We start from the raw sequence: 26449 nt of genomic DNA, 5'->3' as shown, positions 1-26449 counted from the left end.
ACCGACCGATATATTGGCTGGTATCCACGATCGGCGTCGCGTTACCGACTGACGCTGGCTCTGACGAACGTCGTGTGCGTGGATGCCAGTGCCCCCGCCACACGGCACACCCGCGATGGCGGGACGTTCCCGGCAAGACGTGAACCGACCTCCCGTCGAGAACGGGCGCTGTAGCTACGAATGACAGAACCCGTGCACGGAATCTCAACATCGATTAACTGACCGGTGGGGGACGATTCGTCCCCCACTGTGACAAACAACTGGTCAGATCATGTTGCGGCTGCTGATGACAGCCGCACTCAACGATCAGTTGACGAGCGCCTACAAGATATCGGTCCACTCTCAGGCGGGTGGCTGCCTCTAACCAAGCAAGCCGCCGAGGTCGTCGACAAGACGACCTCTGCGGCCGAGTTGGTCACTCACCTCGACGTCAGCCAATACTGCCGTGCTGATCCCATTCCCCATTGGCACGACTCTAAACCGTTCGAACCGATGCTCCGGGCGATCCTCCTGAAGGAACTCGAAGACGCGTCCGATGGCTGGCTCCATCGGACGCTCGACAGTGACCCTCAACTTGCTGACGCTCTTGGCTTCAATCCCGATGACACACCTTCACGAAGCACGATCTCTCGGGCACAGACTAACCGGTTTGCGGACCTCCAATCGACGATCGAGACCGCTACTCGTCAGATCCAAGCGTTGGCCGCTGAACGCGGCAGTCCCATCGGGACACCGTACGAAGACAGCGCTTCGGAGGAGCCGATAGGCTCCTCGAAGCGCACAGTCAACCGTCTCATTCGGGGAAAAACACGTGACCTCCTCGACGAACTCCAGACAGTCGTGTTGCCCGCCTTCGAGTTTGATCGGCCTGATGACCCGGTTTACGACGACGAGGAACTCCTGATGCTTGAGGCCTGTCTCGGGGTGACAGGCACCGCCGCTAACGGCGGTGCCGAAACCTACGGCGATTTCGTCAATCCTGACCCGGATCTCGACGATCCCTTCTACGAGGATGGACCGAGTGGAGAGACGCTTCTGGAAGCGATCAAGGACCTTTCACCGACACAAATCGCGGAGATGGTCAACCGGGGCGCGGCCCGCGTCTTGACGCGGGCCAAGCCTCGCTTGGAGTTCGAGACGCCTGTCATGCTGTCGATCGACATAACCTACGTCGCTTTCTACGGGGAGCGTGAGGAACTCGTACGTGTCCAGGGTGCGCCAAAGGACAAGTCCTACGACTGGTGCTACAAGTTCGCAACCGCGAACGTTGTTGGAGACAACGTTCACTTCGCAGCTGCGATGCTTCCAGTTGGGCACGCCGATTATCACGATCCAGAGAGCTATCCTGGCGAGGACAAGAGTTACCGAGTCGGCGACGTTGTTCGCCGACTCGTCGACCACGTCAGCGACGTCTGTCGGGTTCATACGCGGCGCCTCTACGCTGATCGGGAATTCTACGCCACGGACGTATTTTCGGTGCTCGAACAGCGAGACCTTTTCTACGTGATCCCGGCACCGCGCGATGACCGCGTCAAGCGGTTCATCGCGCGCATGGACGAAGATGTGGAGGGACAAAAGCAAGTGACAGTCAAATCCGAGCACGCGGTGTACGGGCCGGTAAAACACTGTGTCCCCAACACCAGAGCCGAGACAACGCTGGTCGGACTCCCGCCAGACGAGGACCGCGACGAGGTGCAGGTATTTGCGACCAATCTCGACGTAAACGACGAGATTGGTCTTGACCGGCGCTTGACGAAAAAGCAGATCAATCGCTACAGACGCCGAGGCGGGATTGAAACAGCTTATAGCAAGATCAAGGAGTTCGCACCGTGGACGACGTCGACTAACTTCTCTGTCCGGTTGTTCCACTTCGGCTTTGCAGTCCTGTTGTACGATCTGTGGCTGCTCGTGGACTTCCTCGTCCAGACGTTGATTGATGTCATCGAGTTTCGCACGAAACCGCGGGTGACCGCCCCGCGGTTTCGTGCGTTCCTCCGGAGGGAGGTGAGCGCATTGCTGTAGATCCCGCTCTGTGCTTGCCCTTCCCAAGAGGTATCACTGTCTAAATCGACTGATTATACCGTTCTCGCCCACCAGACCGCCACTCACGGGTGGTGAGTGGCGGTCGTGATTCCTTGGTCGGCCTGTATTCTGGACCGATTCCAACCGACAGACGCGAATCTCGTGCACGGATTTCGGGGTATTCGCAGCAGCACACGGGCGTACTTCATATAGCGCTATCTGATTTATCAGTTCATACTCGGACGTCGCCACCCTCGAGAACGTCGCCGCTGCTGACCCGACCGTACGCTCGTCGCCACAGACGGCGTGCTGCTTGAACGGGCGTCGTCCCATCCCCGACGTGGTGGTTGTGAGCACCGTTGGAACGTGGTGGTCGCCACGAAATCGCCACAGATACCCGACCGCGAAGACACGTCGGGCGGCGCGTCAGAAACGGCGTGGCGTCACGTTCTTTGCCGACGGGTATCTCGGCTGCGACACCGCGCGTGACTCGCCGGTTGGCTACCACAGGGAACCACCAGCCGAACACGGCACTCACCGTGCTCGTCTCACCGCGCCGACTTCCGTCGACGCACGCCGATCCGAGCGGTTCCTCGAGGGAGCGTCGGTAGCTCGGTCGACGAGCCGATTTACTCCGATCGACGCTGACGTCGCCGACCGTGTGCGCGTTCACGTCTCGAGCGCGTGACGTCGTCCTCGAGGGTGAAACCGCTGCGACCGACCACACGCCTTCGACGGCTTTCCCGTCTCGACCTCGCCTTCCTCCTTGCGTCGTCTCGCGTGGAGTGACGTTCTACTGCCAGAACGATCGGCTGGCAGGTGGCGTCCAACTCACTCGTGCGGCGTCGACAGCGTACCAATTCGACCTCGACAGTGCGAGGACGGATCACCCTGTCGACGAGTGCGATCGACCCTGGAGTTCGTCACGGTGGCCGAACTCGAGAACACCGGGCCGTCTTGGCTTATCGGCGTCTGTTGGTCGTCGAGAGGGCGGGGAAGTGATGGCCTGACGATGATTGTGCGACCGTGTTTCGAGGCCGTTACCCCAGGGGTTTGCGTCTCGAAGACGGGGTTGAACTCAGCGGCCGATATAATAGATCAGTGATAGAAATTCTTGTGAAACGTCTGGTGTGACTCGACGCCCCCTGTGCCACGATCGCCTGTCGACCATCGACCGCAGCCATAGCTCTTGTATTTGTGAGTATCGGACTGTCAAGGCTGGAGTTGCAGTACTGGATGCACAGCTAAGTCGCTACTCGGCGTGGTATTGGGGGTCTACACTCACGGATAAATACACTTATTTGTGAATGTGGGATAGATTGAAGTGACCGGGATTCCAGAACGAGCGTATGGACGACGACCGAGCCGTGGTAAAAACGTACGTCCCGCAGTACCAGAAAGAGGAGTGGGCGGACCACGCCGACGACTTCGAGATGAGTCAAAGCGAGTTCGTCCGAACGATGGTCCAGGCCGGTAGACGTGACTTCGAGATTCCGTCGACGGCTGGCGTCGAGTCGACCGGCGATCAGCCGACACAGCCCGACGGCGACGGCTTCGAAGAGCGGATCGTCACCGTCCTCGAGCAAGAGGGCGTCCTCGACTGGGACGGTCTCGTCGAGCGGCTGATCGAGGACGTCGAGGCAGACCTCGACGACGCGCTCGGCCGACTCCAGGAGGATAACCGCGTTCAGTACCGTGGACGGGAGGGGGGCTACGTCCTGACCGATCATGAGTGAATCAGTCGAGTACTTCCTCGAAGACATCGAGTACCACGGACGCAACGAGCGGACCGCGTCGGCCTATCGCCGGGTGCTCTCGGAGTTCGAAACGTTCCTCGAAGAACGGTTCGACAAGACGCCGACGGAGGCCGAGTACCGGGACTGTATGGCCTTCACGCACGAACTCCGGTCTGCCCACGCCGAGAGTACGGTCGCGACGTACGCGTCGTATCTCAACCGGTTCTACGGCTACCTCGAGCGGGTCGGACGACACGATGACAACCCGATGGAGCTCGTCTTGGAGGAGATGAGCGAGTCGATCGAATCGAACCCGTCACGCCGAGACGTCTCGCTCGAGGAGATGCGCAACTTCGTCGCGACCGTTCGTCACCCGCTCCACGAGGCGATCGTCCTCACGCTCCTGAAGACCGGGATCAGGGCCGGCGAGCTGTGTAATCTCGACCTGATTGATCTGAACCTCGACCACGAGGTCCAGTCGTGGTACCCGCGGGCACAGATTGGCGAACGACCGAACTCGCTGTACGTCTCGGCCGAACACACGTACGGCCGGGAGTCGGGCGGCGAACTCCGAACGGCTTCGAACAAACGCAAGCGCGAGACGGTGATCCCCGTCGACGACGAACTCGAGCGCGCGCTGCTCCGGTGGCTCGCGATTCGCCCGGACGTCGAGTCGGCGACCGAGCCGCTTTTCACCGGAACCGTCGAGCGGTGGGGCGAACGACTCACGCCGGACGTCGTCCACCACGTCGTCGAGACGTACGCGAGAGAGTACGGCTGGTACCGGACCGGCGGCGGTGCCGACGAGAACGTGACACCCCACTACTTCCGGCACTTCTTCACGACGCACCTGCGCGATCGGACGGGTGATCGCGGGGTCGTCAAGTACCTCCGCGGCGACGTCGCGAGCGACGTTATCGACACCTACACCCACAACTGGGGCGACCGCGTCCGGGACACCTACCTCGAGCACATCTACACGGTCACTACCTGACGGCCACGGGACCGTGGGGCCCGTTCCGGTCGCTCGCCAGCTCGTCGACCCGAGACCCGAGGCTCGAGGTTTCGTCGGTCTTCCCTTTCCGAGTACCGGTTGGAAGTGAGACGCTACGGCGGGATCCGTTCAGACGGGGTACCGCGATATCTAGGAGGCGTCGTCGATCGTCACACGGGATGGTGAGCCAAACCGGCAGTGTCGGTGGCGATTTTCGTGTAGGGCCAACGGGGGTCGACGAGGTTACTGCGTGTGAGGCCGACATCGGATCCTGGGATCGTCTGATTTCGCCCTTATGAATCGCATGTCGCTATATACAATAGAGAGTCACTCGAGGTAGCCGAGGTCGGCGAGTCGCCGCTCGACGTCTTCGTCGGCGGTCTCGACCGACCGGTCGCCGTCGAACCGCGGGTACTGTCGGGTTCCCGCCGACTCGACACAGGGGAGGACGTCGCCGTCCATCCGCTCGTCGGCGGGCACGCCGAGCGACGCCAGCACGGTCGGTGCGACGTCGAAGAGGTGGGCGTTCCCGGCGCCGGAGGCGGGATCGACGCCGTCGCCGGCCACGGCGACGACTCCCTCGAGTTTGTGATTCCACGGCTCGCTCGGCTGGCCGAACTGGTCGCCTCGGAGCGTCGCGGAGAGGAAGTGGTCGAACGCCGCCGGGACGGTGACGACGTCGACCGCCCGGTCGCTCTCGGGGCCGTGGAAGTACTCCTCGCGCGGGGCGACCGTTTCGAACACCGGCTCGCCGTCGGGCGTGGTGACCGACCGCAGCGCGTCGACGAGTTCCGACCGAACGGACTCGTACGCAGCGGGCGGGACGACGCCGTCGGGTTCGCGACCCTCCAGGTTGATCCTGACGCCGAGTTCGATCCGGGAGCGGACGTACGCCGTCGATTCGGGGAAGTCCACCTGCTCGGCCCCCGCACTGACGAGCTCGGCGGGCACGCGTTCGGCCACGAACTCCGCGAGTCCGACCCGCTCGAGGACGCCACCCAGGCGCTGGCTCGTCAGGCCGACGGACGCCGCGGCCGCCATCGCGTGCTCGAGCGGAGTGCGTTCGCCGCCGTCACGCGTCGCCTCTTCGCCCTCCTTGAGGTTGCGATCGCGAAGCGTCGCCCACGTCGGCATTCCACGGCCGCCGCTCTGAGTCTCGACGTATCCCCTCTCGCGAAGGAAGTCGTTGACGCGGAACTCGTAGCCGTCGTACGGGCCCATGCCGTGGTCGCTGGCGACGATCACGGTGTCGGGGTCACACGCGTCGAGGGTTCGCTCGATCTGCCGATCCACTTCGCGGTAGATCGTCCGGATCGCCACGTCGTCGTCCGGTCGTCGGTGGAAGATCGAGTCGGTCGCCTGGAACTGAACGAACCCGAACGATGGATCGAACCGATCAGCGAGGTATCGAAACGCCTCCCCTCGAGTTCGCACGCACGAGCGGTACGCGTCCGCGAGGTCGACGCCGTCCTCGCGGGAGGGGTAGACGCGATACTCCCCGATCGCGTCCCGGACCTCCTCGAGCAGGCCGTCGGGGTGGCAGTCGGGGTCCTCCGGTGCGGTGTAGCCCGGAATCAGCGCGCCGTCGAACGTGCGTGGCGGGTGGGTCACCGGCACGTTGACGACGACGCTCGTCTCCCCGTGGCGGTCGAGCAGTTCCCAGACCGTCCGTTCGCGGACGTCCGTCGCGTTGACCACGTCCCAGTCGTAGCCGTCGAACGAGAGGAAGCTGAAGACGCCGTGTTTGCCCGGGTTCGTTCCGGTGTACAGCGACGGCCACGCCGACGCCGTCCACGGCGGGATCTGGGACTCGAGCGGACCGCTCGCCCCCGTTTCGAATATCGATGCCAGTGTCGGCAACTCGTCGGCGTCGAACAGCGGCTCGAGGACGCGCTCGCAGGCAGCGTCGATCCCGATCAAGAGCGTCTGCAGGTCGGAGTGAGAGCCCATCGTCGTTCGGTCTCTCGTGAATTCCCTTCGTTATGATACGTGTTCGTGGACGTTTCGGGAGGGTACGGACGCGTTACAGGACCCAAAGCGGTCACTTCACGGAGTTGTACAGCTGTGCGAACGTCTGCATCCCCCACGTTCCGTACTCGATGCTGTAGTACGTTCGCAGCGACGGGTTGAACTTCGCCTTGTAGGAGTTGATCCGCGGCGTGTCGGCACCGACCAGGTCGTACGCCGCGAGGCCCCGCTCGAGACCGTCGCTCATCACCGCCCAGTCGAGGAGGTCGTTCGTCGGGAGGTCGACGTCGACGTCGGTTCGGACGCCGCCGAGCCACCGGGCGGCCGTGTCGTCGTGCTCGTAGGCGAGGATGCCACCGACGAACTCGCCGTCGTGGGAGAGCGTGTACGGCCGAACGTGACCGTTTTCCGACCGTTCGTAGAGGTCGATCACGAACTCGGCCGGCACGTCGAATCTGATTCCCTGCGATTCGTACCGGTGTCGTACCTGCGTCGTGATGTCGCGGATGGCGTCGATGCCTCCCTCCTCGATTTCGTAACTGTCCTCGGGCGTGTTCGTGATATTGCGCCGGGCGTCGCTGCTGAACGTCATCAGCAGTTCCTCTCGTGACCCCTCGAGGTCGACGACGTAGGTGTACTCCGGCGTGACGTCGTACTCGTGCCACTTGAACTGCCGCGAGTCCGTGTACGTCGTCCCCGTCCTGACGTGGGCGTACTTCGGCCCCAGTTCCGTCTCGATCCAGTCGAAACAGCCGTCCATGAACTGCTGGCGTCGCCGCTCGCGTTTTCGCTGTTTCAGCTTGTCCATATTCAGAAACGCCGGGCCGAGGTAGGGGATCCGGAGGTGCGGCGGCGGCGAGAACGCCGTCGTGACGAACTGCTTTCTGATCTCGAAGACGGGGAAGAGCCCGACCGGTTCCTGTCCCTTGTACCCGATCAACGGGTGCAACGTCGCACCGGAGTGCTCCGCTTGCACTCGCAGCGCCTCGTACTCGTGGAACAGCGTCCCGTGTGGCGATCGGTCGACGTACCCGTTCCACCGCGATACGTCGTCGTCCGTCGCGACGCGAACGTCGACGCTCATGTGCGCGTTTCGACCTCCACGTCCACGTCTGCTGCTTCGTCTGCTGCTCGTCGGCTGTTACTGGCTCTCACCGTCCCACAGTGGCTGAAACGCGGCCGATCGATCATAGATCACGGATCGACCGACGTACTCTTTGTAATCGCCCTGTTTCCGCCACGGGACGTGATCAGGCGTCGCCACCCCGGCGAAGGGCGACCGGGTAGTCACCAGTTACTGACTGTTTCGTTCAGTTACGTGAACCTGGCTCGAGTGGTCCGTATCGCTCGAGAATCGCGTACGACGCGGCCATCACCGTCTGAAACGGCCGCAGGCCGGGCCTGCCGTCGACGTGCCAGAGCAGCATCGTCCCCGCGAGCGCGCCAGCCCGGATCGACAGGGCTGGCGTCGGCTCGAGCGCGAGAACCGTCTCGAGGTACGGAATCAGGTTGGTCCTGACGCCAGTGACGAACCCGTCGTGTCCCGTACCCTCGACGACGACGACCGGCCAGTAGAGGTGCCGGATCGTCCACACGCCCGCCGAGAGGTAGATCGGAACGACGTCGCCGACGAGGTGAAAGCTGTATCCGATCGCGAACGCCACGCCGACTCGAGTGCGTCCGTATTGGCGGGCGATCGCACCTGCGGCGACCGCGAGCGGGACGGTAAAGAAGATCGAGTGACCGAGCGCGTAGCCGGACTGGAACACCTCGAACTGCCAGGCGAGGGGCTTGTCGACCACGTCGGGGAGGACGGACGCGACGGCGACGACGAGTGCCTCGAGTTCGCCCGGCCGCTCGCGGTAGTAGCCGTGACAGAACAGTGAATACACCAGGTAGCCGACGAGCGCGTGCTCCCAGGGCCACATCGGTCACACGAGCCCGCCGAGCGGGATTGTAACGGTGGGAGTATACCCGTGGAACGCCTAGTTACGCGACTATTAACAAACGTTCGACCAGTCGAGCAGGCGATAACTAGAGACGAATGAGAGACGTTCCAATTCGAACGATCGTCGCCCGCCCGTTCACCACCGTTCGGCAGTGGAGCGAGCACGTCCCGACCGACCTGCTCGGCGTCGCCGGGTTCACCGTCGTCGCCGTCACGCTACTGGCGGTCGGCGACCTCGAGTCGTCGCTCGTCCGGGTCGCAATCGGGTTCCCGCTGTTGTTCCTCGCACCCGGCTACGCGACCGTCTCGGTGCTGTTTCCCCGGTCGTCACCGCTCGAAGCTGGCGAGACGTCGCTCGTCCAGCAGACCAGAGACGTCAGCGACGTCGAACGAGCGGCGCTTTCCTTCGGGATGAGCGTCGCACTGATCCCGCTTCTGGGGCTGACCATCGCTACGACGCCCTGGGGATTCACACAGCGGACGGTCGTCGGTGCCGTGGGCTGTTTCGTCCTGGTCGGCGTCGCCCTCGCCAGCGTTCGACGGCTTCGCGTCCCTCCCTCCGATCGGTACCGGCTCGACGTCGCCGGACGCATCGCCGCAGTTCGGGCCGTGATATTCGAGACCGATTCGTCGGCCCAGACGACCGTCAACGTGATCCTCGCGCTCAGCATGGTGCTCGCACTGACGACCGTCGGCTACGCGCTCGCCACACCCCAGGAGGGCGAACGGTACACGAGCCTGCAACTACTCACGGAGGACGACTCGGGCGAATTCGTTGCATCGGGCTACCAGTCGTCGATCGAACCGGGCGAGTCGATCCCGCTCGTCGTCGCCCTCGAGAACGAAGAAAATCGGGAGACGTCCTACACCGTCGTGATTCAGGAGCAGCGCCTCGAGGACGGCGAGGTGGTCGAACGGACCGAGCTACAGCGACTCGAGTACACGCTCGGCGACGGCGAGACGGTACGTGACGAACGGAACGTCACGCCCACGGCCGAGGACGGGACCGTTCGCATCTCGGTGTTGCTGTACGCCGACGGCGTTCCCGAGACTCCGACCAACGAGAACGCGTATCGACACGCGTATCTCTGGACCGACGTGCTCGAGGAGAGTGACGTGGAGAGCGAGGAAGCCGTGGGTAGCGACGATGACGACAGTGCAGAAGAGGAGGATGATGAGGACGAAGACGACGAAGAAGACGAAGACGACGAAGAAGACGAAGACGACGAAGACGAAGACGACGAAGACGAAGACGACGAAGACGAAGACGACGAGTGACCGATCCGACTCGAGTTTCAGCCAGCTACACTGACGGCCGTCGAGGTAGTAGGGCGCTAACTGCCATCACAGAGAGAATAACAATTCGGCATTTTCCGGTCTTCGAACTCGAGTGGAATGTCACAGCAACCAGTATCCAGGAGACGACTTCGACTGAAGATCGCGCTCTCGATCGGCTTTCTCTCGGTCGCCGCTGCTGCGCTCGTGGCACACGCGAATCCGGCCACGGGGTACGAGATCTCGATCTACTCGATGACGCCCGACCGGGTCTGGGCGGGGTTGATCGTCGCGTTCGTCGTCGCGCTGTCCGTTGCGCTTGCGTCTACGACTGGCCGGGATCGAGGCGTGCGATCCGCCGCACTCGTGCTTGGCGGCACGGCGGCGACCGTCTTCGCCGGCTTGCCGATCGTCCGCGGCTATCACTTCTACGGGCAACACGACGCGCTGACCCACCTCGGGTGGGCTCGAGCGATCAGCGAGGGGACGATCACGCCGTTCGACCTGTTCTATCCCGGGATCCACACGGTGACGGTCGTGATCAACGCCGCACTCGGGATTCCGCTCTCGCGATCGATGCTGTTCGTCGTGTTGCTGGCGTCGCTCGTGTTCTTCGTCTTCGTGCCCCTCTGTGTCGGGGCGATCGTTCCGAAACGACTGGCGGTCGTCGTCGCCACGTTCTCCGCGTTCTTGCTGTTGCCGATCACGACGATCTCGATGTACATGTCCGCCCACGCGATGTCGCAGGCGGTGTTGTTCTCCGCGCTGTTCGTGTACCTGTTCGCGAAGTACGTCGACGCCGGTCGGGACGTGACGACGGTCTCGGCAATCGGCGTCCTGTTCGCGCTCGTGTCGATCGCGATCGTCACGTACCACCCACAGCTCGCCGCCCACCTGATCGTCGTCTTCCTCGGGATCGCCACCGTCCAGTACCTCGCTCGACGGGTAGCGAGTAGCGGGCAGATCGCCGGCCAGACGCCCGTGTACAGTCAACTGCTCTTCCTGATCGCGGTCTTCTTGCTGTGGGTTTCGAACCACGGCTTCGTCTCCGACACGATCACCTACTTCTTCGGATCCGTCGTCGAGGTCGTCTTCGGGGACGGCGTGGGCGCAGGGTCGTCCGTCACCACGCAAGGGGCGTCGCTCCAGGCGATCGGCGGCAGTCTGCTCGAGATCTTCGTCAAGCTCTTTTTCCCACAGCTCGTGTTCACGCTACTCGCGGGCCTGCTCGTCCTCGGCGTCCTCGTCCGCTGGAACCGACTCGAGAGCGTTCGCGCCGAGACGACGTACTTCGTCGTCGGCCTGTCGGGTCTGGGCTGTCTGTTCGTGATCTACTTCCTCACGCCGGGCTCGAAGATGTACTTTCGCGCGTTCGGGCTGATGATGCTGTTCGTCACGATTCTCGGTTCGATTTCGCTCTCTGTGATTCTGGCGGGGCTTCGTCGGCGACGTTCCGGCGTTGCGGGCCGATCCGGCCACGCGCTGTTCACCGTGGGCTTTAGCGTTCTGGTAATCCTGTCGCTCGCAGCCGTATTCCCCTCGCCGTATATCTATAATGCGTCACCACACGTTTCCGAAGGGGAGATCAGCGGGTATGAAACGGCTTTCACGAACCAAGACGAAGGTGTCGGTATTGTCGGTTTGCGGGGCACTGCCAACCGGTACGACGATGCGGTAAATGGGAACGCAGAACGGATGCGACTGCACGAGAGCGCATCTGAAACGGCATTCGACGATGGGCTCGTTACACATTACGAATCGGATCGGTATCTCGTACTCACATCTACGGATTACCAGCGAGAACAGCGAGCCTATCAGGGACTTCGACACACTGAAGAAGGGCTGAATTCTGCAACAAACAAACCTGGAATTCACCAGATCCAATCGAACGGTGAATTTAATCTTTACTACATAAATTCAGATTCAGAGTGAGATCCTACTATGTTTTGGTGGTATTTCAAGTTCTGATATTTGGTGTCGCAGATTGTTCTAGTTTATCGATGAAGGAGGGCCTTACATATAATATATTTTATATTAGTGATAATATACATAATTTCGTATTCATTTTGAATATGGAAGGGCACTGCTAAATAGATCAATTTTGATGATGTATAGCAGAAACCGATCGATAACAAAGTCAGAAAGTGTCATCGGCCGAAATGATGAATTGGATAAACCGAGCTCTATCCGCACTCTTCGATTTCGAGCAGTCCAGAACCGAAATTAAATTTTGTTGCTGGAACCGATAACAATGAAAACCATCGTTCTTGGATTTGACGCCCTTGACTTCCGGTATCTCGACAAGTTTGAGGAAGCGCTTCCAAACATTAGTGCTCTCCGTGAACGCGGAGTCGAAGCGCCGCTAAAATCCACTCATCCCCCGTGGACAGGAAGTGCTTGGCCATCGATGTACACTGGAAGTGATCCGAGCTATCACGGTGTGTACGGATTTTTTAGCTACGATGATTATCCAGATGAACGGAATCATGTATCGCGAAGCGATGTTCGCCAGCCAGCGATCTGGGACTACCTTTCTAGTCAGGGACAGGAGGTAATTGTTATGAATGTTCCTGTCACCCATCCTGTAGAACCGATCAATGGGATTTTGATACCTGGATACCTTGCACCGGAGGATGAACCAGGTCATCCTAGAGGGATTCGGAAAGAACTAACAGAAGCTATCGGTGAGAAGTATACTATTTACTCGAATGATGAAATCAGCTCCAATCTTGACGACAAGTTCAATGGGTACCTCGATCTTATCGATCAACGACGACGAGCGGCTGTTACGCTACTCGAGCAGTACAAGTGGGAGCTAGCTATCATTCAGGTGCAAAAAACTGATGCAGTGTTTCATCATTACGAAAAAAAGGACCGTTTTCGAGAAATTTATCAGGCTGCAGATAAACTCGTTGGAGACGTTCTCGATAGCGTAAGCGAAGATGTAAACGTTGTACTCTGTTCGGATCATGGAATAGGTCCTGTTACAGGATATCAGGTCCACGTCAACGAAATACTTCGAGAAAATAACTATATTGAAACAATAGACGATGGGGGTCAGTCGATGCCATTGATTGATAAAGCGGCCCTCACCAGTAGTGAGGGTCAAGTTGAGGATTCAGGAAAAGAGCATGGCAAAATTGAGAAGGCGCTACTCTTGGGACAAGAGATAGCATCTCAACTCGGCATAGAGCCGGTAGACATCTATGCCACCGCAGAACGTGTCGGGCTTGGAACCGCGCTTGTGAAACTCGCTCCAGATTCCCTCAGAAAGACAGCAGCAAGCGAAAGTATCAATTGGCGCGAATCCCGGGCGTACTGTTCAAAAGGTTCCCGAATGGGTATCCGCATTAACTTAGCCGGACGCGAACCAAACGGTACTGTCTCACCGTCAGAATACGAAGCCGTCCGGGACGAGCTCATTGCACTCCTCTCAAAAATCGAAACGCCTGACGGGGAACGGGTCTTTGAGTTCGTTTGCCGTCGAGAGGACATTTATGACGGTCCATTCCTCGAAGATGCACCAGACATCTGTTTTTTACCGAACAAAATGAATCACACCGTTTCACACGCGCTCTATGGTCGAAAGTTCATCCCTGTTGAGAAGTACGATCATAAACTCGAAGGGACGTTCGTCGGTGCCGGTCCTGGGTTTTCAGCCGAAACTGCGTTAGGCCCTCTCTCACTCACAGATGTTGCTCCGATTATAATGGGACTACTTAACCAGTCGATTCCCTCTCGAATGACTGGATCACTCCCGGAGGATTTGCTCACCAATCAACCGGATAGGGCAGACTATGGCACTATCACCTATGGGACCAGAGTCTCTAAATCCCCGAACGACGACGAAAAAGTGACTGAGCGTCTTGAGGACCTGGGTTATCTCTAATGGCAACTCGAGAGAGCGAACTGTCGGCGTTGCTTTCGAGTGCAGCACTTGTGATGATTGGCGGGATTATCTCATCGGCGGCGAAGATGGGAGAACGGATTATAATCGGACGTCTACTCTCTCCAGACGCCTACGGGGAGGTGAGCATCGGTCTGGCATTGTTTACGATAACCTCAACTATCGCGCTTGCCGGATGCACGCAAGGTGTTTCACGCTTCATACCACGATACGACTCCATTGAGGATCAACGAGGGGTCTGGCTGAGTGGACTCCTTATTGCGACTCCTCTTTCGCTAGTCATTAGCATTCTAATGTTCGTCTTTGCTGAATCGATCGCAGCTCACTTCTTCGAGACTGACTACGCTGAGTCATTCATACGACTCCTCGCCCTCACGTTACCGTTCGTTGCTAACTTTCGTATTATTGTTGCTGCAATTCGCGGATTCGAAAATACAACTTATCCAATAACGATCCAGAACTTCTTCTATCCGTTCCTTCGCATAGGGCTAATTGCTGGATTGTTACTTGCAGGGATGTCTGCCATCACGGTGGGCATCGCGTACTTCTTCGCAGCGCTACTAACGTTCGTTATCGCTCATCTCCTGCTAAGACGCTTCATGAATTTACGGGGAGAATATCAGACGCACGTAAGCGAACTCCTTACCTTCTCTGCACCGTTAATAGTCTCAACAGTTGTCAGTGTTATGTTAACAAAGACAGATACGCTGATGCTCGGATATTTTCGCAGTTCTTCTGAGGTCGGTATGTACGACGCTGCATACTCGCTTGCCAGCGGACTAACCGTCGTTCTTGGGGCGTTTGGATTTCTCTATCTCCCACTTGCTTCTCGACTTGACGCTGACGGTGAACGTAAAATAGTCGACGATATCTACGCGACGACGACAAAGTGGGTGTATGTAATCACCTTTCCCGTGTTTCTTCTCTTCGTCATTTTCCCAAACAATCTAATTTTAATCTTCTTTGGCCCATCATACGCAGATGCGGCTTCAGTTTTACCTATTCTCGCCGTTGGGTTCTTTTTGAGTGCAGCTGCTGGAAGAAATCGTGAGACGCTGTCTGCGATTGGTCTCACAGCGTGGATCGCCATTGGAAATCTGATCGGGATCGTGTTGAATATACTTATTAATATCGTTCTTATTCCTCGGTTTGGATTTATGGGTGCTGGCGTCGCTTCCGTCGTTTCACTATTTTCTCTCCATACAACAATCTGTGGCGTTCTCGCAATTCGATATAATATAACCCCCTTCTCCTCGGAAGCGATCCGATGTTACGTTTTTCTCCCGGCTATTTTGCTGCCACTCGCGCATATTCTTTCGCCGTGGATTGTTATTTCTGCCATGACGTTAATCCCGATACTCATTGCGGTTAGTGTCGTATCCTTGGTCGTCGTCGTACTCATTGGCGGGCTTGAACCCGACGACATCGTTGTTATTACTGTCTTGGAAGACAAGATAGGCATATCAGTTCCGTTAGTTCGACGGTGGATTCCAGACGCTAATCAGGAAGTCGACCTGTTCTCTGCGGATTAATTCCTCTTGACAATGTCAAGTGAGACCATTTACACACAGGGTCTCAACCCGCCATTTTCATTTGAATAGTATGGGGGTGTCATGAAACAGTTGTTACACCAAAAAGCAGGGTGAACGCTATGATGGATGATCCCAGTGACCTGCAAGAGGTTCTTCGGTAGAGACGTTCTTCAATGTCGTGGAGACAGAGACGCGCGTTGTTTGAGCATCTATCTTTCAAGTTTCTCGAAGAGTTCGGTGTGTTCGCCCCGGCCGAGACGGGGGGAACACGAAACCACGAACCGCCGGAGATGATGCGTGGCTTTCTCCATTGTTACTAAAAGGATATCTATGACATCGGCCCCGTTGACCGAGAGCTTCAGAACACACTTGGTCGGCTCAGCTGTGGCTTCGATCGACCGCGTCTCTCGACGGCGGCCGATCGCTTTCTCACCGATCTTAAACATGTCGTTGATGAAATCTCCGACTACCTTGTCGAACAGGCCGCAGCAGGCGGGCTACTCGACCTGACCTACTGCATTGACCTGACCGACGTGAGAAGGATGCCAGCCGATCACGATGTGTCGAAATGCGATGATCCAACCGCTGAAGAATACTATTACGGCGACGGCTGCACGATCGTTTTAATTAATTCGGCTCTGGTGAATCACCATACAGCGACGGGTTCGTTTCGATGGCGTTATGAGAGCGTCCACCCGCTTCGTCACCGTTGGAAGTCTCAATGTCACAGTCAACTTCGGTACTTCCCGAACGTCGCTTCGTGAACTGTGCTGAGTCATGGACGAACAGAGCGAATGCCGGTGTGGTAACTGAGTGAACAGGAAATAGAATCCACGGATGAGGAGAAGTGAAGTAAGAAGGCTGAGATACGCTGTTCTAGGCGAATGCTGTTGCTCACCAGGAGCTTGCCCAAGGCCGCGGGCTGGCGTCAGCCCGCGGCCGGCGCGTATGCTTCTGGCACACCTGTTCCGTTCATCTCGATCTCCCAACTCCGCTCTAGCTCTTCCTCTAATGCATGTCTGATCCAGTCAGAGAAGGTCTTGAACGTGAATTCCTCGGGCAGGTCGCGCCCGCCCCGCTGGGGGCGGGCGACGACCGCCCATCGAAGCACAAGCCAGAGGTTCTCCAACAGGAATCCAACCAGGACGAACGAGAAGCGGATGATTGGGTCTTGTGTCGTCGTTACCACTCGTGCTTGGCGAAATACACGGTAGCTCGTTTCGATCGCTGACCGTTTCCGATAGAGCCGTTCGACTTGTTTCGGCGTGCGATCGGCCAGATCGCACGCCACATAGCCTCGAACGACCTCGCCGCTTTTCCCGCGATCTCCGGCGTGATATGACACAGAGACCGCGAGCGGGAATTCCAGTTCCCGCTCGCGGCCTTTGTACATCCGATAGGTTGTCATGTACGAGCAGTGCGTATCCAGCTTCTTCCTCATGCGCTTGCCCTTCTTTTGGACGGGAACGACAGTCGCAGCAATCTCCTGTGAGCGGCGCAGAATACGTTCGTTGTAGAAGCCACGATCAGCCAACAGAAGCTCTATCTCGAAGGGATAGGCTTCGACGCGGTCGAGGACGCGCTCGACCGCGTCGGCCTCTTTCTCATCACTACGGACGTACGTCATCGCCAGCGTCACTGGCTTTCCGTTTGAGACGAGATACGCCGTGCAGTACCGGTGGCACGTCGTTGTTCCGTCTTTCGCGTGCATGCGGCAGAGTTCACCTTCTTCATCGGCGTACGTTCCGTGGTAGGGGTTATCGACGAAGTCAATGGAGACGATCCTCGACCGATCAGGGTCGAGGATCGTCATCGCCACCTCCCTGAGAAGGCGGTTAGCAACCCGCTCAAGCCACTCCTGGTTGAGCGTATGTAGCCAGTCCATGGCAGTATCGTCACAGACAGCGTTGTCGTTGTCCTTGCACGTCTCCCAGATGGATGTCTTATTGACTGCTGCAAGAATGACAACAGCCCAGATATCGCCGGGATCGAGGGGCGAGCCCTCGATCCCTGGCAAGGGGAGCTGGCAGATGACGTCTTCCGCTAAATCTTTCACGTCCGAATACGAAAGAACACCGTCTGGCTGAGGGATACTGAACACATTCACTCAACCAGACATCTTCCACATGAGACCAACGCTTTAGCTCCAGCTCTCACACCAGTCGGGAAGTACCGAACTTCGTTCCAGTGTTACGCCTCGAACGACGTGATTTCTCACCGAAGGTCGCCGCCATCTAGCGATTCACCGGAGCCATTGATTCCAAAATCCATCGCAACGGGGTTTACGGAGAGCAACCAAGCGCCAGAAGAGACGGCGATGTGCGCCACGTGTGCCGCGCTCGCTGCCGAACAGCCTATCCGGACGATCGACGACAGTGCCTACGAGCTGCAGTACATTGGGTGAGGTATAAATGTTATCAAATTCATAACTATGCCTGGTAGTATGTGATTACAAGATAGATTCATGTTCGCAGCCACGACTGTACACCATTCCCTGACCCGAATAACGGATGTCCGGAAGTATCGATTACAGAGATATAATCTAAAATCGCATTCAAGAATATTCTATCGATCTAGACATTTAAACATCAACAATGGGATTCGAGGGATGGGAAATGTGAATATATTTACTAAGTGGAACTATGAGTGAACGAACTATGGAGCGAACCCAACCTCTTTGTGACCTAAATACTAGTTCAATCGAAAACATCTATATTTTTGTTGCAGATGCGGTCCGATATGATTTTGTACCAAAACGAATTACCGATCGTGGGCGGTTGTTTAAGACCGCTGCAGCGGCACTTTGTACACCTCAATCGATATCAAGTATTGTCACCGGCCGTCACGCACCACGACATGGAGTAACATGGTTTAACGACTCTCTTAATAATTCTGTTACGACACTATTTGACTTCGATGTGACGTCCGGATACAACGAAGTAGTCTGGGAAGGGCGCGCAGTCCGTGATATACTCAACGGGCCAGACAGAATTGATCTCGATACCGTCGGAGAACCGTTTATTGCTCTAGAACACGATAATGGCGGGCACTCACCGTATGTTGGTTTCGAGAACCAATCTACTGCAGAGATGTTTTCCCAAATCTCGGACGAAGAGGAGCTCCGTGAACTTTACCGCGAAACAATTAGGGAAAGTACCAAGCGGTTCGAGGAGCGCCTCGATATTCTCGAAGCACGTGGATTACTAGATGACACACTCGTAATTTATCTTGCAGACCACGGAGAACTGCTTGGCGAATACGGTGGGTTCATTGGGCACGGCTTACCGTCGACTCCTGAAGTCGCTTATGTTCCAACAGTTTTCATTCACGAATCACTATCAGATGACACCTCTGATACTTTCATCCATCACACCGATATTTTCCCAACTGTCAGAGAAATCATCGGCGATACAAGTCTAACAGCTGATGTCGATGGGGAGACACTCCTTGGTAGGGTAGATAGAGATCGGCCTGCCTACACGCAAGGAATCATGCGTCCACAGGCGAAATATCGGGAGACCATCATTGATCCGAATTACGACGCTCCGAGTGTCTGGACAAAAAATGGGGGGTTCGTGTTTAATAGAACTAATAAGCTTGCTCTTCCGCTTACGGCGACGTTTGATGCACTGTTTTCTGGGTATACAGGATCATTCAATTCAAGCAGATCATCTATCACAAGTTTATTAAATTCATTTGATCACTATTTATCTTCAGAACGTGCTTTCGGTGAACCATCTATTTCAAAAGAAAACGCTCGGAAGATAGTTGATCGAATCTCAAATATATCCGTAGAAACAGAAAGTAGATCACTCAACGATGAGACAAAAAAACACTTAGAACAACTCGGATACCGTTGATATCTGTATCTAATTCCGGTTGATCGCTTCGAGAGATACAAGCGATTCTTCACTTAATCGGCGTAGAACGCACTCATCAAGAAATCTGGCATTGGATACATCTGCTGGCAGACAGCATACAAGACCCGCCGACGGCAAAGCCGTTGCGGGTCGCCATTGATAAAACCGATGTCAAGATCAACGACGACTGGTCTTGGGTGTAAACTGCAATAGACCTCGACTCACGGTTGATTCTTGATGTCGCAGTCTTCGGACAACGAGGCACCGATCCAGCTGCTGCATTCGTTCACAGACTGACCGAGAAACACGATCTCTCCGAGGCTGTGTTTCTCGTCGATAGCTACGGGTATCTAACTACCCTCTCTCGATTCGGGTTGAGCAGTCAACTCGACTACGTCGATCGAAACTTAATCGAAAAATGGTTTCACACGCTCAAAATACGGATCGACCGCTTCCATACCTCGTGGGTGGGCAGTCGGGCTAGCGTCAGTGAGTGACTTGTGCAGTTCGTACACTACTATAACACGCAACGGCCTCACCAGTCAGTCAACAAACAAACACCAGCGGAGGTGCTAAACTAGACAGCGCCGTAGGCCATAATATATCAATTCTCCCATCTCATTGCCTATTTCTTTCGTACTAAATATATAGTTATATAATTATATGTATTTATCGGTCTTCTATTGGTGGCGTTATAAAGATAGAACTGGTTAATGGAATGTTAGACAACAGTGAATCTCTGACGAGAGAACTGCATGGATAAGAACCAGAGTGCTGATCCAAAGGATAGTACATCGTTAAATCGTCGAACATATCTTAAAGGGATTGGAACTGCAGCTGCATTCGTCGGTAGTCTATCTGGAAGTGCTGCTGCCGCACAGGATAGCAATAATGACTATGAAGTCATCAAAGTCTCACCAGGAGAGACGTGGACATACAATCTCGAGCCAGGCGAGACTTTCGAGAACTATCTGATTGACATCACAGCCAATAACGCAGATTGGCAAATCCGAATGCACGGAGACGATATGACCGTCCGGAACATTGGTGTTCGCGGCAACGTCAATTCTCCCAAGAAGCGGAACCAAATATCGGTGGCAAACACGTCACCATCGAGCGAGTCGCTTATTGAAAACGTCTACTTCGAAGGGTATACCCTTTCAGGCTTCAATAATGCCGTTGGAACCGGCGGGACAGCAACACCGGTCTTCGTCGCACCGAATCACGCGGGCGATCTCTTAATTCGGAACGTCAATTTCCAATCGACGCCGGATAACCACATCTACGGAAGCGCACCAGGAAACGGACCAGAGCACCCTGCCCCCGGTAATGGAGGGACTGTCCGTGTCGAAGACTCGTACTTCTTCCGGACTGGTGCTGGATCTGTCCGGCTTGGGACCGAGGGTTCGTATGCCAAGAATTGCATTATGGACGGCGACGTTCGTAACACTGCCGCGAATAACTCTCGGCCATTTTGGGGGTACTACGAAAAGACAAAACTCTACGACTGTGACTTGATGAATGGGTCACCCGGTGCAATCGTTGCTGGGGCCAGCGCCTGGAAGAAAGGGAGAAACGCAGAGGTGATTGCGGAAAACTGCTACTTCGAGGATACCGGGAAACACGCCGGTGGAGCTACTATCAACGGAACGTCTGCCGATCGTGAACCGCGTACTGATCCTAGCGAGATTGACGGCGTCCCGTTGTCACCCGAAGAAGCGGCATCTGGATCGACTTCTTCATCAGCGCCGACTTCGGATGGTCCATCCGAGAGTGAAGACGAAACCCAGGAGAACGTCCTCGTATTCGACGGTAGCGGTCAGGGCGACGACTGGAAAGCGACCGATTACCGATTTGCAGTGGAGGGAGAGATCGAACCGTCTGAACACGACGGCGCAGCGATCGATCCCGAACTCGAGCTCGACGACGGCGCGAATAGCGTCGAACATACCGTTGCCAACTGGAAGGACGCCTTCACGTTCGATGGCGATCTTCTCGAACTCGATGTGGACGGTCCCGCGACCGTCTACCTGAACGGTGAAGAGATCGATCCGGCGGAGTTCGGTGGAGAAGAAGTCAAGAGCGAAGAATCGACGCCATCTCACGCGCTGGTCATCGATGGAACCGACGCATCCGGTCTGACGTCCTACTCGTTCTCGGTGAGCGGTGAGGTCGTTAAAGCCAACCACAGGGACGCGTCGATCGACGACGGCGACGTGATCGACGGCCAGTCGGTCAGCGGTACTGTCGCGAACTGGCGCGACGCGTACTGGTTCAGCGGCGACATCACCGACTTCTGGATGTCGGGCGACGCGAACGTCGACCTCGAGTACAACGCTCGGGATCAGTGATCAGTCAGGAATCGTCGGGCTGATTACTAGATCAGCTACAGAAATCGCTCGGTCGAATTACAGCTATCGAATCGCACTCGAATTATACTGTCTGTGCAGTCTGATCACGGTCTATGGCAGCAGTGATGCTCCGCTCGAGTTGCTGAGGAGGGACAGTGATGTCAGAACCGTGAGTCTGACAGCCGATGTATCCATACCAGCCTCCGACCTGTTTTGCCAGCATATAGTAAACACCATTTACTCTATCCTCTGGCATGAACTCGATGAGTGCCACATCATCAGTGTAAATAAGATCCGCCAAACCGGCACCGTGTGGTGCCACGATACAGTCTGCCTGGGCGAACAGCGCTATCGTTTCTTCAACCGTCATCTTCGAAAGCTGGTAGGTTTCGAATCCGTACTTGTCGAGTACAGTTGCAAGATCCGACTCGTTTAGCACACGGCGGGTATCAGCATCGTTGCGGCTGATGTAAACGCGACTCGAAAACCGAGAAGTATCGATTTCATCGAGCGCCCGTCGACGAAGCGTATTTCGGAGCCACCAGTGTGAAAACGGAGATGGATTCGGTGGATCGATCTCTCGACGCATCGATGGGACGACGAGACGCTCGACCTCGCAGTACGCAGATTGCCAGTGAATCAGGTCGTCTCGATCGTAGCCGAGCAATGCCAACGACTCTGCCTGAAACGAGTTCAGGTCTGGACCGACGATTAGGTTCGGCTTTCGACCGGTTCTCTCGATGTACTTTTCAACACCCTCCAATCGAGTTAACGTTTCGGCAACCCAGTGGAAGTAACCACCATGCCAACTGTTGTGTAATAGGACGCCCTCTTCGATGGGTTCCCGCTTACCGTTGCCCGAGACGATCCGCTTTGGGGTACGGGGAATCGACTTGATCACATTGAGCGTTTGAACGTTAGGGCTGACGGAGGCGTCTGCGATATAGTTCGAGCCAGAGATTGCTAACGGAGGGGAGCCGACGATTCGTGCATCGTTTACGACACCCACGAAAGGTTTCGATATCGTATACGTCCCCTGCCACCGATTCATTTCTGGCAGTTCTTCGACGACGGCGTCGGGCTCCGATACCGTCACTGACTCGGGTTCGCCGTAGTCGATTAGCGAACCGTTCTTCACGAATAAGTCGTACAACTCCTCTCGAGTGACCTGATTTCGGTCGAGGGTGACGAGCGTATTGGCGTACGAGAAGCCCTTCTCCTCGATATTCCGTATGAGTGCCTCTAATGTCATCTGTGACAGACACTCGCAGCGATATAGTTAATTATGATCACACTTCCGGATGAGCGACTCGAGGTGGTGAAACCGTCGTGAAAACGGAAGGGTGTTGAGACTACCGGTCGACGATGTCCCACCCGCAGCTAGACCCACCATCGTAGTTTAGGTACGACTTTCCGGTGGCGGAGTCGCACTCACGACGGCAAACGGGCGACCGACGGCGCACTCGAGGTGAATCTGTAAACTCGAGCGTTTACAGGTGTGTAAAACTGGTACCGAGATCGTCAGTGCAGTTGTGAGCTGCTTGTGGGTTCGAGAGTTATCGACACTAACCAACGGTTCGTCGAACCCGTTCGTGGACAGCTTACAGCCAATTGAGGGACGAAGCTAACTCGCCTGGTTATAATCTGGCTGATCCACTACGATATGATCGACCTTTCGGTGCGAACTCCTACGCGTGGCATTCTTCCCTATAATGTGAAATTGTCCGGTGGAATACATTGTATAACAATAGAAGCGGAATGGATTCAAATCAATATCGACGTATAAACATATGGTAGATACGCATACTAGCTCCGCCGGTGCCGAACGGGCCTTCGTTCTTGGGATCGACGGCGTCCCGTGGGACCTCATCCGAAAATGGATCGAGGTCGGGGAGTTGCCGCATTTTGAGACACTCTTCGAAGACGGCGCAGTAGGGCCGTTAGAAAGCACAGTGCCGCCGATGACGCCGACTGCGTGGCCATCGATTGCAACTGGCGTCTGGCCCGACAAGCACGGAATCTATGGCTTTCAACGGCTGGAGTCAGATCACACACAGCGGATGAATACGAGTGAAGATCTGAGACAACCACCGCTGTGGCAACAGCTGTCTCCTGCAGTCGTGGGTAACGTTCCGATGACGTACCCCGCAGGTGACGTCGACGGCAGGATGGTCGCCGGAATGGTCTCGCCACAAATGGCTGAAGGATTCACGCATCCGCCCGAGTTCGCCGACGAGATCCGCGAGGAGATTCCAGACTACAAAATAGGACTCAACTGGTACGATTACCACGGGAACGAAACGGCGTTCAAAAGCGACCTCGCGTCACTCGTCGCGGCGCGTCGAAAGCTGATGAATCGGCTCATGGATATCGAGGATTGGCAATTATTTTTCTTCGTCTACACGGCTCCCGATCGGCTTCAGCACCTAATCTGGGACGAAAAGGTCATTCTCGAGCACTACAAACAACTCGACGACATTCTGGGTGATGTGATCGAGTACGTTAGTGGTCGAAACGCTAATCTGTTCGTCGTATCGGACCACGGATTCGGACCAGTATCGACACTCGTTCATCTCAATGCCGTGCTGGCGAACGGCGGCTATCTCGCGCGGAAGCGCCAGGATGGTACGCGAAGTTCGCTCGCCAGGCTCGGTATCACGAAGTCGAACGTCCTCGAGACGCTGAAACGGTTTGGAGTCGACAACGGTCGGTTCGTCAACTCCCTCCCAAAGCCGCTCGTGGACCGCATCGCGGAACGCGTACCCGGCGATCACGGCCTGTACGACGTGGATTTCTCGGAAACCGTCGCATTCGCTCACGGACCGAGCTACATCTACGTCAACGATTCGAATCGCTTCGGCCACGGCATCGTCCCCCCAGAAGACGTTCCGGAGCTGAAGCGGGAACTGGCATCACTTTTTTCAGATTTGACTGACCCGGAAACGGGAGAAGAGGTGGTGACCGTCTCCGACGGAGACGACCTGTTCCCGACAGATACCGCGTCGCCGGATCTAGTCGTCGTCGGGAACGACGGATACGAGGAGAAGACGAACGTAACAGACTCCGTGTTCAGCGCGGCCGAGACCGAGATGGCCGGTCACCGGAGCCGTGGTGTGTTCTTCGCGTGGGGCCCGAACGTCAAAGACTGTGATCCAGTCGCGGATCTCTCCGTCGTGGACGTCGCTCCGACGGTGTTACACAGTATCGGTGAACCAATACCGGAAAACGTCGACGGAGCCGTACAGAACGAACTCCTCGAGACGAGTCGTGATTTAGCGGTTCGATCGGTCGAAGTTCGACAAAATGCCAACGAAACAACCGATACACAGCGAGACGACGACTTCGATGGTGTCGAAGAGCGGTTACGCGGCCTCGGTTACATGGAGTAACACAGTCACCGCGAGACAAGAGCCGCTCGAAAACGTTCGATGGGCCGGTAAAACGAAGTAGTCGACCGGACCTCGAACGGCGTCCAGAAGTGTTGCGGGACGTCCTCGAGAAACCAGTGGGACGGACCGGCGAGATGACCTGGTGATACGTTCTGCGCCGACAGCCGTCACTTGACGGAGTCGCGATTCTTGTAGTAGTCGTACGCGTCCTGTAAGTCCTGGACGAACGGCCAGACGTCGTCGGTGCTCGCGTAGTCGAACCGTGGATGTTCGACGATCGACCACAGGACGTCCGTCAGGGCGCTCGAGAACGACGGCTTCTCTGTGAGTTCGTAGTCTTCGAACAGGATCGAACGCAAGTAGAGCAGTTCGCCGCGCAGCAGGTGGCCGGCGATTCCGGCCTCGTACTCGTGGTCGATGCGCTCTTTCTCGCCGTTGGCCAGCAGCCAGTAGTAGTACGGGAAGTCGGCGCCGGCCTGGACGGAGAAGGGCAACGACGACCAGAATCGCGGATTGACCTCCATGAGCCTGAACTCGCCGTCGTCGTCTCGCAGGAACTCGACCATCGCGAGTCCGTGCCACTCGAGTTGGTCGAGCAGGTCCCGGCCAGCGTTCTCGAGAGCCGGGATGCGGACCGATTCGCGAAACGAACTCGGGCCGCCCGCGTAGCTGTAGGCGCGAATCTGCCGGTGCTGGAACGTGGCGACCGGTTCGCCGTGATCGTAGAGTGCGAAGAACCCGTACTCGTCGGTGGAGGGGACGTACTCCTGGAGCAAGGGGACGTGGTGCATCTCCCGTCGGAAGACGTCGACATCCGGTTCGACGCCCGGGCGGAGGTACTCGGTCGTCGGTGGATCGACGAACTGTGACGGCGAGTAGTGATCGACGTACTCGTCGGCGAGGACTGCGTACCGCGCCTTGACGATCCACTCGCGATCCCAGTCTCTGGATTCGTCGAGCAGCCCGGTCTCCGGCATGGGGACGTCCGCTTTTTCGGCGGCCTCGAAGAGCTGGACGCGGTCGTGTGTCTTCGCGAGCGTCTCCATGTCCGGCCAGGGCGTCGCGACGTAGTCTCGAAACTCGGAGCGGTACTTCGAGAGGACGTAGACGTCGACGTCTCGAACGGGGATGATCGTGGCGACGTCGGGTCGCATGGCGATTGATCGCAAGGCGTCCTTGTACGCGAGCAGGTCGTCGTGTGGATCGGGGACTGGAACGGTCTCGTCGCAGTACTTCGAGCGGGCCGCCGGAGAGCGTTCGTGTTCCGAAACTGCAATCGTTCGAATGCCCCGGCGACCGAGCGACCGGAGACACGCGACGCTACTCGGTGCACTGATCGTCGGGACGGCGACCGACCGATCGGCCCACGCGTCACTGCTCATCGAGACCACCCGCCGGGAACGGAGTCGACTGCTCGCTGCGCGAATCGGTGTCGGTGAACGGGAACGTCTGTCTCGTATCGCCGAT

16 protein-coding genes and 3 pseudogenes are annotated in these 26449 nt (G+C 56.9%); 13 read left to right on the top strand and 6 right to left on the bottom strand.

Annotated elements, in window-relative coordinates; genetic code table 11:
* Positions 1–492 precede the first annotated feature (492 nt).
* From MU558_RS16740 to MU558_RS16730, 3 genes are all read left to right on the top strand, one after another.
* Complete coding sequence (locus MU558_RS16740) at positions 493–2022, top strand: transposase (RefSeq protein WP_246969338.1); 1530 nt, start codon at positions 493–495, stop codon at positions 2020–2022.
* 1349 nt (positions 2023–3371) lie between these two features.
* Positions 3372–3758, top strand: coding sequence for a DUF5805 domain-containing protein (locus MU558_RS16735; protein WP_246969335.1), 387 nt, complete (start codon positions 3372–3374; stop codon positions 3756–3758).
* Positions 3751–4752 (top strand): tyrosine-type recombinase/integrase, encoded by a 1002-nt coding sequence (locus MU558_RS16730; protein WP_246969332.1) that lies wholly within the window; start codon positions 3751–3753, stop codon positions 4750–4752. The genes MU558_RS16735 and MU558_RS16730 overlap by 8 nt, the downstream gene beginning before the upstream one ends.
* Positions 4753–5079: 327 nt before the next feature.
* On the opposite strand, the gene MU558_RS16725 is transcribed toward MU558_RS16730, so the two are convergent.
* The 3 genes from MU558_RS16725 to MU558_RS16715 all read right to left on the bottom strand — a co-directional run bounded on the left by MU558_RS16725 (position 5080) and on the right by MU558_RS16715 (position 8648).
* Positions 5080–6702 (bottom strand): alkaline phosphatase family protein, encoded by a 1623-nt coding sequence (locus MU558_RS16725; RefSeq protein WP_246969329.1) that lies wholly within the window; start codon positions 6700–6702, stop codon positions 5080–5082.
* 91 nt (positions 6703–6793) lie between these two features.
* Positions 6794–7804, bottom strand: a complete 1011-nt coding sequence (locus MU558_RS16720) for a lipid II:glycine glycyltransferase FemX (RefSeq protein WP_246969325.1) — start codon at positions 7802–7804, stop codon at positions 6794–6796.
* Positions 7805–8030: 226 nt separating this feature from the next.
* Entirely contained in the window at positions 8031–8648 is a 618-nt protein-coding gene (locus tag MU558_RS16715) for a metal-dependent hydrolase (protein ID WP_246969323.1), read from the bottom strand.
* Between the two features lie 116 nt (positions 8649–8764).
* Here MU558_RS16715 and MU558_RS16710 point away from each other — a divergent pair, with 116 nt between their 5' ends.
* From MU558_RS16710 to MU558_RS16690, 5 genes and pseudogenes are all read left to right on the top strand, one after another.
* Complete coding sequence (locus tag MU558_RS16710; protein ID WP_246969319.1) at positions 8765–9946, top strand: DUF1616 domain-containing protein; 1182 nt, start codon at positions 8765–8767, stop codon at positions 9944–9946.
* A gap of 117 nt (positions 9947–10063) precedes the next feature.
* Positions 10064–11875 (top strand): MFS transporter, encoded by a 1812-nt coding sequence (locus tag MU558_RS16705; RefSeq protein ID WP_246969316.1) that lies wholly within the window; start codon positions 10064–10066, stop codon positions 11873–11875.
* Positions 11876–12194: 319 nt separating this feature from the next.
* Positions 12195–13832, top strand: a complete 1638-nt coding sequence (locus MU558_RS16700) for an alkaline phosphatase family protein (RefSeq protein ID WP_246969313.1) — start codon at positions 12195–12197, stop codon at positions 13830–13832.
* Positions 13832–15382 carry a flippase gene (locus MU558_RS16695; protein WP_246969310.1) on the top strand — a complete coding sequence of 517 codons (1551 nt, stop codon included), beginning with the start codon at positions 13832–13834 and terminating at the stop codon, positions 15380–15382. Before MU558_RS16700 ends, MU558_RS16695 begins: the two co-directional genes overlap by 1 nt.
* Before the next feature lie 178 nt (positions 15383–15560).
* Positions 15561–16005, top strand: a pseudogene (locus tag MU558_RS16690) (IS5/IS1182 family transposase); the annotation flags it as partial.
* A 305-nt stretch (positions 16006–16310) separates the two neighbouring features.
* Here MU558_RS16690 and MU558_RS16685 read toward each other — a convergent pair.
* Complete coding sequence (locus tag MU558_RS16685; RefSeq protein ID WP_246969307.1) at positions 16311–17483, bottom strand: ISH3 family transposase; 1173 nt, start codon at positions 17481–17483, stop codon at positions 16311–16313.
* Positions 17484–17651: 168 nt separating this feature from the next.
* On the opposite strand from MU558_RS16685, the pseudogene MU558_RS16680 reads away from it, so the two are divergent.
* The 4 genes and pseudogenes from MU558_RS16680 to MU558_RS16665 form a co-directional block, all read left to right on the top strand.
* Positions 17652–17768, top strand: a pseudogene (locus MU558_RS16680) (IS5/IS1182 family transposase); the annotation flags it as partial.
* A gap of 271 nt (positions 17769–18039) precedes the next feature.
* The gene (locus tag MU558_RS16675; protein ID WP_246969304.1) at positions 18040–19242 is read left to right on the top strand and encodes a sulfatase-like hydrolase/transferase; all 1203 of its coding nucleotides are present in this window, start codon (positions 18040–18042) and stop codon (positions 19240–19242) included.
* A gap of 23 nt (positions 19243–19265) precedes the next feature.
* Positions 19266–19823: pseudogene (locus MU558_RS16670) on the top strand (IS6 family transposase); the annotation flags it as partial.
* Positions 19824–19997: 174 nt separating this feature from the next.
* The gene (locus MU558_RS16665) at positions 19998–21593 is read left to right on the top strand and encodes a hypothetical protein (protein WP_246969301.1); all 1596 of its coding nucleotides are present in this window, start codon (positions 19998–20000) and stop codon (positions 21591–21593) included.
* An 82-nt stretch (positions 21594–21675) separates the two neighbouring features.
* Here MU558_RS16665 and MU558_RS16660 read toward each other — a convergent pair whose 3' ends face one another.
* Complete coding sequence (locus MU558_RS16660) at positions 21676–22845, bottom strand: glycosyltransferase family 61 protein (RefSeq protein ID WP_246969298.1); 1170 nt, start codon at positions 22843–22845, stop codon at positions 21676–21678.
* 538 nt (positions 22846–23383) lie between these two features.
* Between MU558_RS16660 and MU558_RS16655 the strand changes: the two genes are divergently transcribed.
* The gene (locus tag MU558_RS16655; RefSeq protein WP_246969295.1) at positions 23384–24982 is read left to right on the top strand and encodes an alkaline phosphatase family protein; all 1599 of its coding nucleotides are present in this window, start codon (positions 23384–23386) and stop codon (positions 24980–24982) included.
* A gap of 167 nt (positions 24983–25149) precedes the next feature.
* Here the strand turns inward: MU558_RS16655 and MU558_RS16650 are convergent, their stop codons facing one another.
* Positions 25150–26364 (bottom strand): carboxylate--amine ligase, encoded by a 1215-nt coding sequence (locus tag MU558_RS16650; protein ID WP_246969292.1) that lies wholly within the window; start codon positions 26362–26364, stop codon positions 25150–25152.
* Positions 26365–26449 lie beyond the last annotated feature (85 nt).

The organism is Natribaculum luteum (assembly GCF_023008545.1).
In the GTDB taxonomy this organism is placed as follows: domain Archaea; phylum Halobacteriota; class Halobacteria; order Halobacteriales; family Natrialbaceae; genus Natribaculum; species Natribaculum luteum.
Note: the sequence above shows the minus strand (reverse complement) of the source record. Positions and strands in the feature narration are given on the sequence as shown.

What these genes read in the sequence shown, in the direction of transcription:
- MU558_RS16740 (WP_246969338.1), top strand. Translation starts at nt 493, where the DNA reads ATGCTCCGGGCGATCCTCCTGAAGGAACTCGAAGACGCGTCCGATGGC.
- MU558_RS16735 (WP_246969335.1), top strand. Translation starts at nt 3,372, where the DNA reads ATGGACGACGACCGAGCCGTGGTAAAAACGTACGTCCCGCAGTACCAG.
- MU558_RS16730 (WP_246969332.1), top strand. Translation starts at nt 3,751, where the DNA reads ATGAGTGAATCAGTCGAGTACTTCCTCGAAGACATCGAGTACCACGGA.
- MU558_RS16725 (WP_246969329.1), bottom strand. Translation starts at nt 6,702, where the DNA reads ATGGGCTCTCACTCCGACCTGCAGACGCTCTTGATCGGGATCGACGCT.
- MU558_RS16720 (WP_246969325.1), bottom strand. Translation starts at nt 7,804, where the DNA reads ATGAGCGTCGACGTTCGCGTCGCGACGGACGACGACGTATCGCGGTGG.
- MU558_RS16715 (WP_246969323.1), bottom strand. Translation starts at nt 8,648, where the DNA reads ATGTGGCCCTGGGAGCACGCGCTCGTCGGCTACCTGGTGTATTCACTG.
- MU558_RS16710 (WP_246969319.1), top strand. Translation starts at nt 8,765, where the DNA reads ATGAGAGACGTTCCAATTCGAACGATCGTCGCCCGCCCGTTCACCACC.
- MU558_RS16705 (WP_246969316.1), top strand. Translation starts at nt 10,064, where the DNA reads ATGTCACAGCAACCAGTATCCAGGAGACGACTTCGACTGAAGATCGCG.
- MU558_RS16700 (WP_246969313.1), top strand. Translation starts at nt 12,195, where the DNA reads ATGAAAACCATCGTTCTTGGATTTGACGCCCTTGACTTCCGGTATCTC.
- MU558_RS16695 (WP_246969310.1), top strand. Translation starts at nt 13,832, where the DNA reads ATGGCAACTCGAGAGAGCGAACTGTCGGCGTTGCTTTCGAGTGCAGCA.
- MU558_RS16675 (WP_246969304.1), top strand. Translation starts at nt 18,040, where the DNA reads ATGGAGCGAACCCAACCTCTTTGTGACCTAAATACTAGTTCAATCGAA.
- MU558_RS16665 (WP_246969301.1), top strand. Translation starts at nt 19,998, where the DNA reads ATGGATAAGAACCAGAGTGCTGATCCAAAGGATAGTACATCGTTAAAT.
- MU558_RS16660 (WP_246969298.1), bottom strand. Translation starts at nt 22,845, where the DNA reads ATGACATTAGAGGCACTCATACGGAATATCGAGGAGAAGGGCTTCTCG.
- MU558_RS16655 (WP_246969295.1), top strand. Translation starts at nt 23,384, where the DNA reads ATGGTAGATACGCATACTAGCTCCGCCGGTGCCGAACGGGCCTTCGTT.
- MU558_RS16650 (WP_246969292.1), bottom strand. Translation starts at nt 26,364, where the DNA reads ATGAGCAGTGACGCGTGGGCCGATCGGTCGGTCGCCGTCCCGACGATC.